This window comes from Nostoc sp. CHAB 5836, from assembly GCF_020829445.1.
Lineage (GTDB): Bacteria > Cyanobacteriota > Cyanobacteriia > Cyanobacteriales > Nostocaceae > Nostoc.
On the sequence record NZ_JAIVFV010000084.1, the window covers coordinates 21,219 to 27,827 of the forward strand.

Consider the following 6,609-nt stretch of genomic DNA (forward strand, 5'->3'; position numbering starts at 1 on the left):
CTAAAACTCTGTTACAAAATCAATGTTTTAACGTAGACGCAAAGCGCCTTGCCGCAGGCTACCGCCTTCTCTTTTTAGGCTGACACCAACGCGCAGCGTAAGAAGAAAAGACGCCAAAGCGGAGCGTCTCGTTATTATATTGACACTCTCCGACCTAAAGGTACGGAGATTCTTAAGAGATTACGCTCTTAATATCCTGATTTCTCAGGTTCCCAGGCTGACCACGTTTGCCCTATAGGGCGTAGTCATATCTCCTCAAAAGTTTTTTGGGCGTAGACTTTCCCCCAGTCCGGGGGTAGGTTTTTAAATCTTGTACTGATTGGAGTATTTTACCATGTTCATCAACAAAATTGACTTAAGCCTAAAGGCTTGTGACTTGCTTTCATCCCGTGCCTGAAGTACGAAGTTCGGACACTTGCGTGTCCTGCTTCTCACGGGTTTTCAGCATTTCCCTTATAATAGGACATTATTGAGGCACTCAGGGCGATGAAGGTGAAGCGCAAACACAAATCAGCATTTGTTCAACCTATTAGCTGCATGATGTTGAGTATGATCACTGTAATGGGGATATCACCATTAGTGTTAGCGGTTCCTGGAAAAGCTTTGCATCCGCCTGAAGAGTCTGCACAGAAGCAACTGCAAAAAATAGCACAATTTTCAGATACAGATACACCAGAGCGATCGCAGCTAATCCAACAAGCTAATGCTCTGTATAATCAAGGAGACTTTAAAGGTGCAGAAGAAAATTTACGCCAATTTATTAAAAAATTCCCAGAAGATGCTTTTGGGCACTTTCAATTAGGAAATGTGCTTTTTCAACAAAAGAAACCAGAAGAAGCAATTAACGCCTACCGAGAAGCCATTCGCCTCAAGTCAAATTATGCTCTAGCTTACAATGCGAGCGGTATGGTTTACGCTAGTCAAAGTCGCTGGGAAGACGCGATTATTGAATATAAAAAAGCTTTAGAAATTAATCCTAATTATGGCGAAGCGCTGACTAATTTTGCACTAGCATTGTGGCAAACAAATAAACGAGATGAGGCGCTATCTTCTTTAGAAAAAGCTTTAAATATTTTCAAAGAACAGAATAGAGGTGAAAAAGTTAACCAAGTCGAACGAATTTTGCGAGAAATTAAAACTGCTGACGATCCTGGTGTTTCATAAAAATAATTATGCTTCTTCCGCCTGTTTTATGCTAAAGCCACTTACGCTATTACTAAATAATATACATAAAAATAATGAAAGTCTTTTCCTGTAGGGGTTTAAGGGGTTGTTCTAAAAGTCGTAAAGTATACTAGAAACCCCGCTTCCATTCCTCTCCCCGAAAGATCAAGAGGCTTTTAAACCCCCATTCCCTTGTAGGGAAGGGGGCTAGGGGGGTTAGGTTTTGGAGCTTTTGGTGTTAGCAATAATACTTTTCAAACATCCTCTCAAATATAGCAGTGCGATATGATTTTTTCAAAAATCTAAGTATATGTAGGGTATTTCAAAAATCAGTACATCTTTATTCCTTTTGGCCTGCAATAGCATTGTTTCCACCGACAATGCTATTGTTTGGGCTAACAATGTTATTGTTTGGGCTAACAATGTTATTGTTTGGGCTAACAATGTTATTGTTTGGGCTAACAATGCTATTGTTTGGGCTAACAATGCTATTGTTTGGGCTAACAATAGCATTGTTTGGGCTAACAATGTTATTGTTTCGGCTAACAATGCCATGTGTGTACACTGTCAGGGTTATTTCATTCTATTTCTACGGCAGTTTTTACAAATCTTTTTCAGAAAAATCAGAATTGAAACCTCATCTAAGTTGAGAACCGTAGTTTTTACCCTCACCCTAAATCCCTCTCCCAGATCTGTCCGAGGGACTATCCTCAATTGTCCACGATTTTATGCAAAGCTGTACTTAGATTTTTTCAGAAATCAAATATAATTCCCATAGCAGGAAGCTGACACCAAAGGCAAAGTAACGAAAGAAAAACTTAATAATTAAGACGCTTGGTCTCTTGACGGTTCGATCAATTAAGCAATCTTTGACTAACCAACTCAGCCGCTAAATGTATTGCTGCTTTCATACTCGTAGCATCAGCAATTCCTTTACCTGCAATATCAAATGCTGTTCCGTGATCTGGTGAAGTCCGAACAAAAGGAAGACCAATAGAAGTATTAACCGCCCGATCAAATGCCATCAGCTTCACAGGAATTAAGCCTTGGTCGTGGTAAAGTGCCAAGTAGGCATCAGCCGGATTTTGTACTAAAGAATTTCCATACCAAGCTTGGCCAGGTTTAACCCACATCGTATCTGGTGGTATCGGCCCATCTAGCTGCAATTGTGGGCGATTTTGGCGCTCTTGTTCTAACCAGGGAATTAGCCAATCCTGTTCTTCATGTCCCAATTGTCCCTGTTCGCCACTATGGGGATTTAAACCGGCGATCGCAATTCTCGCCTTTTCTAACCCAAAATCCCTCTCCAAACACTCCACCAACAAATCCAGTTTTTGTGTCAGCAACTGCGGTGTCAACGTATCAGCTACTTGACGTAGGGGAATATGTGTGGTAGCTAGTATTGCCCGGAGTGTCCAACCAGTATGGGGCGATCGCGCCACAAATAACATCCCAAAACGGTCAACACCTGACTTTTGCGCCAAAAGTTCCGTTTGTCCTGGATAATTATATCCTGCGGCTTTCCAAGCAGATTTAGCGATGGGCCCTGTGACAATAGCATCAAATTTACCAGCAAGTGTTTGAGCGATCGCATATTCCATATAGGCAAAACTAGCCGCACCACTGGCCGCATTACCTATTCCTGGGATAATTTCACCTATAATTTTCCCATCCAACTGCACATCGCTAACTGACAACTCATCTGGATTTGCCAAAGGTGCTAAATTCTCAGTTAAATTAAGTTTGCGATAAGTGTGTGCCAGCAAATCTCCGTTACCCACCACCGATACGTCATATTTTTGACTAATTTCCGCATCTGCTAAAGCTTTCAAAATCACCTCCGCCCCAATCCCCGCCGGATCCCCCAGCGTCAGCGCCAAACGTGGACGATTCTCTTTGCCAAAATTCCCTAAATTCCCTTGATTATTTTGATACATAAATTTTTCTCATAATTATCAGACTTACACAATAACTCTCTGAAACTCTTCTTCCTTTGTGACGGCAGTCGCTCATGGGGGAAACCCCCAAGACCGCGCTGCCTCTCCTTTGCGTCCAACTCTTACGAGACGCACTCGCGTTTGCGGTTCGTTTGTTCATTATTTTGCGTAAGTCCGGAATTAATATCATCAACTTTTCCTATCCCCCTCACCCCCCTCACCCCCCTCACCCCCCTCATCCCCCTCATCCCCCTCATCCCCCTCATCCCCCTCATCTCCTCTCCACAGTAGAGATTGCCCTCTAAACCAGTAGGGATTACTTGCTAAACTAGTTTAAAATTATTTACACAGGTCTAATCCTACAGCAACTATCGAAAAGCTTCTGGTAGACCTAGTTTACACACCACTTTGCATAAGGAGAACACACCAATGGGCGGCGAAATTTTGAATGCAGCTCTATTGTCTTTCGGTTTAATCTTCGTGGGCTGGGGCTTAGGCGCGTTGTTACTGAAAATTCAGGGCACAGAAGAATAATTAGTGCTGAGTGCTGAGTTAGGAACTAGAAGTTAAGAGTTATTATTCTCCCCACAGACGCGATTAATCGCGTCTGTCCCATTCCCCATAAGCTTTTTCATCGAAATCAAAAGAAGCTTGTCCGTTAACCGGACAGCTATTTTCCCATAAATCTCTCTAAGATAATATTGATTTTCTGAGAAAAGATGTAAACTTTTGTTTGCATAGGTTATTCTGATAACATTCTTTTCATAAAACATTAAAATTTATTACAACCCTCATGACATTATTAATCGTCGGTGCCACTGGCACCTTAGGAAGACAAGTGGCTCGTCGTGCTATCGATGAGGGGTATAAAGTACGCTGTGTTGTCCGCAGCAGTAAAAAAGCAGCTTTTCTTAAAGAATGGGGTGCAGAACTTGTACCGGGAAATTTGCGTTATCCCGAAAGCCTTGCGGAAGCATTAGAAGGTGTAACCCAAGTGATTGATGCCTCAACATCTCGCCCTACAGATTCACTGAGTATCAAACAAGTTGACTGGGACGGCAAAGTAGCATTAATTCAAGCAGCAAAAGCAGCAGGTGTAGAGCGTTTTATCTTCTTTTCGATTTTAGATGCTGATAAATACCCAGAAGTACCGCTAATGGAAATTAAGCGATGTACAGAACTCTTCTTGGCTGAGTCAGGCTTGAATTACACCATCTTGCGGCTAGCTGGGTTTATGCAAGGGTTAATCGGTCAGTACGGGATTCCGATTTTGGAAGGACAGCCAGTTTGGGTGACAGGTAATTCTTCTCCCATCGCTTATATGGACACTCAGGATATTGCTAAGTTTGCTATCCGAGCGTTGAGTGTACCAGAAACGGAAAACCAAGCTTTTCCTGTAGTCGGGACTCGTGCATGGAGTGCAGAAGAAATCATCAACCTGTGCGAACGTTTATCTGGAAAAGACGCCAGAGTAACACGGATGCCAATAAACTTACTCCGTGCTGTGCGAGGCTTAATGCGGTTCTTTCAGTGGGGATGGAACGTAGCAGACAGGCTAGCGTTTACAGAAGTATTGGCTAGTGGTAAACAGTTAAATGCTTCAATGGATGAAGTGTACACAGTCTTTGGTTTAGATCAGCAACAAACCACAACCCTCGAAAGCTATCTCCAAGAGTATTTCAGCCGAATTATGAAGAAGCTCAAGGAGGTAGACTACCAGAAAAATAAAAATAAAAAGCAGAAACCTAAAAAAACTCCTTTTAAAGAGTCTTCAAAGGCCAATAGTCAATAATCATCACAAAACAAACATTAGTCGTAAAACTCTAGACTCTGAATATTTGACTCTAGATTAATGACTACATGGTCAAAATGTGTAAGGATTACCGAAAATTTGGGTAAAAGCCCCGTCATAAAAGACGGCTTTAATTCTCTAAATTTGTCTTGAAAGTTTCCGGTGATTGGTATAATAACAAAATATCACAGGTAGAATAACCGCTAGCACAAATGGATAACCAACCCCAATACGACTGGCTAGGAAATAATAATGGTTAGTGGGCGGCGAAAACCACGATAAACATAGCTGGGGTAGCCAACGCGCACCCATACCAGAAAAGTCAAAAACTTGTTAATTAAAGGTACCGTGGGGCACACGGAAACAAGGGGAGAAATCCTCTAAAGCTTGGGGAGATAAGCCCTCTGGGGCTGTCTAAATTAGGCTCGAAACTTAGTTCAATTGAACGGGTTTTTGGTTTAAGTAATGCCGAAAGGATAGGCGGTTTAAAGGTGTATCAGTGAACCAAGAATCCCCATGCCATCAGGCTAGGGAGTGTCAAATAATACAGAGCATCGCCTAAACTTGGATATTTGAGTGTGCCGAAAGCAGGCATTATCTACAATGACGTTAAACCGATAGCGGGCCGTGTCGCTATCGAGTTGAAAGACAAGCTAACCGCAGCCGGTTGGAATGTATGTATCACATCCAGTATCGGTGGCATACTGGGATATCCTAACCCGGAGAGTCCTATATGCCACACCCCCATTGACGGTCTGACACCCCCTGGTTTTGACTCAGATATGAAGTTTGCAGTGGTGTTAGGGGGAGACGGCACTGTTTTAGCAGCATCTCGTCAAGTAGCCCCCTGTGGTATTCCACTGCTAACAGTGAATACTGGCCACATGGGATTTTTGACAGAAACTTTCCTGAATCAATTGCCCCAAGCACTAGAACAGGCGATGACGGGTGAGTATGAAATTGAAGAACGAGCCATGCTCACCGTCAAAGTGCTTCGGGGAGATTCAGTGCTGTGGGAAGCCCTTTGCTTGAATGAAATGGTGCTGCACCGGGAACCTTTGACCTGTATGTGCCATTTTGAAATTGCCATAGGACGTCATGCGCCAGTAGATATTGCGGCCGATGGTGTGATTGTTTCTACCCCTACTGGTTCTACAGCTTACTCATTGAGTGCTGGTGGCCCAGTGGTGACACCTGGCGTACCCGTTTTACAGCTAGTACCCATTTGTCCCCATTCCCTAGCTTCTAGAGCATTGGTATTTCCAGATACTGAATCGGTTAATATCTACCCAGTCAATATTCCTCGGCTGGTGATGGTAGTAGATGGCAATGGTGGGTGTTATATATTACCAGAGGATCGAGTATATATGGAGCGATCGCAATATAGTGCCCGATTTATTCGTCTACAACCACCTGAGTTTTTCCGAATTTTGCGAGAAAAATTAGGTTGGGGTTTGCCACATATCGCTAAACCAACTTCGGTAGAATTGCCGTAGGTATTGGGCATGGTGCATGGGAGACAAGGAAGAAACTTGTTCAATAATTCTCCCTTGTCCCCCTCATCCAGCAATTTTGGATTGGTTGAGTACTAAGTAAGTCGGCGCAATTAAAGATAACTGGTGATGGCTGTCATTTGTCCTTAGTCATTCCTCCTTGGTAAGGGTTTCAAGCCTGTTTACGTTTCGTCACATAGTTTGATTTATTTTCACCGACTTA

Annotated in this window: 6 protein-coding genes; 4 read left to right on the forward strand and 2 right to left on the reverse strand. The window is 42.9% G+C overall.

Going from position 1 to position 6,609, the window contains the following annotated elements; genetic code table 11:
• Positions 1–486 precede the first annotated feature (486 nt).
• On the forward strand, positions 487–1,164 hold the full coding sequence (locus LC605_RS17770) for a tetratricopeptide repeat protein (protein WP_229548840.1): 678 nt from the start codon (positions 487–489) through the stop codon (positions 1,162–1,164).
• 340 nt (positions 1,165–1,504) lie between these two features.
• Here the strand turns inward: LC605_RS17770 and LC605_RS17775 are convergent, their stop codons facing one another.
• Positions 1,505–1,729 carry a hypothetical protein gene (locus LC605_RS17775; protein WP_369010360.1) on the reverse strand — a complete coding sequence of 75 codons (225 nt, stop codon included), beginning with the start codon at positions 1,727–1,729 and terminating at the stop codon, positions 1,505–1,507.
• 289 nt (positions 1,730–2,018) lie between these two features.
• Complete coding sequence (gene pdxA, locus LC605_RS17780; RefSeq protein ID WP_229548842.1) at positions 2,019–3,101, reverse strand: 4-hydroxythreonine-4-phosphate dehydrogenase PdxA; 1,083 nt, start codon at positions 3,099–3,101, stop codon at positions 2,019–2,021.
• Between the two features lie 429 nt (positions 3,102–3,530).
• On the opposite strand from pdxA, the gene LC605_RS17785 reads away from it, so the two are divergent.
• The 3 genes from LC605_RS17785 to LC605_RS17795 all read left to right on the forward strand — a co-directional run bounded on the left by LC605_RS17785 (position 3,531) and on the right by LC605_RS17795 (position 6,389).
• Entirely contained in the window at positions 3,531–3,635 is a 105-nt protein-coding gene (locus LC605_RS17785) for a PetM family cytochrome b6-f complex subunit 7 (RefSeq protein ID WP_094344256.1), read from the forward strand.
• 259 nt (positions 3,636–3,894) lie between these two features.
• On the forward strand, positions 3,895–4,893 hold the full coding sequence (locus LC605_RS17790) for an SDR family oxidoreductase (protein WP_229548843.1): 999 nt from the start codon (positions 3,895–3,897) through the stop codon (positions 4,891–4,893).
• A gap of 578 nt (positions 4,894–5,471) precedes the next feature.
• Positions 5,472–6,389, forward strand: a complete 918-nt coding sequence (locus tag LC605_RS17795) for an NAD(+) kinase (RefSeq protein ID WP_229548844.1) — start codon at positions 5,472–5,474, stop codon at positions 6,387–6,389.
• Positions 6,390–6,609 lie beyond the last annotated feature (220 nt).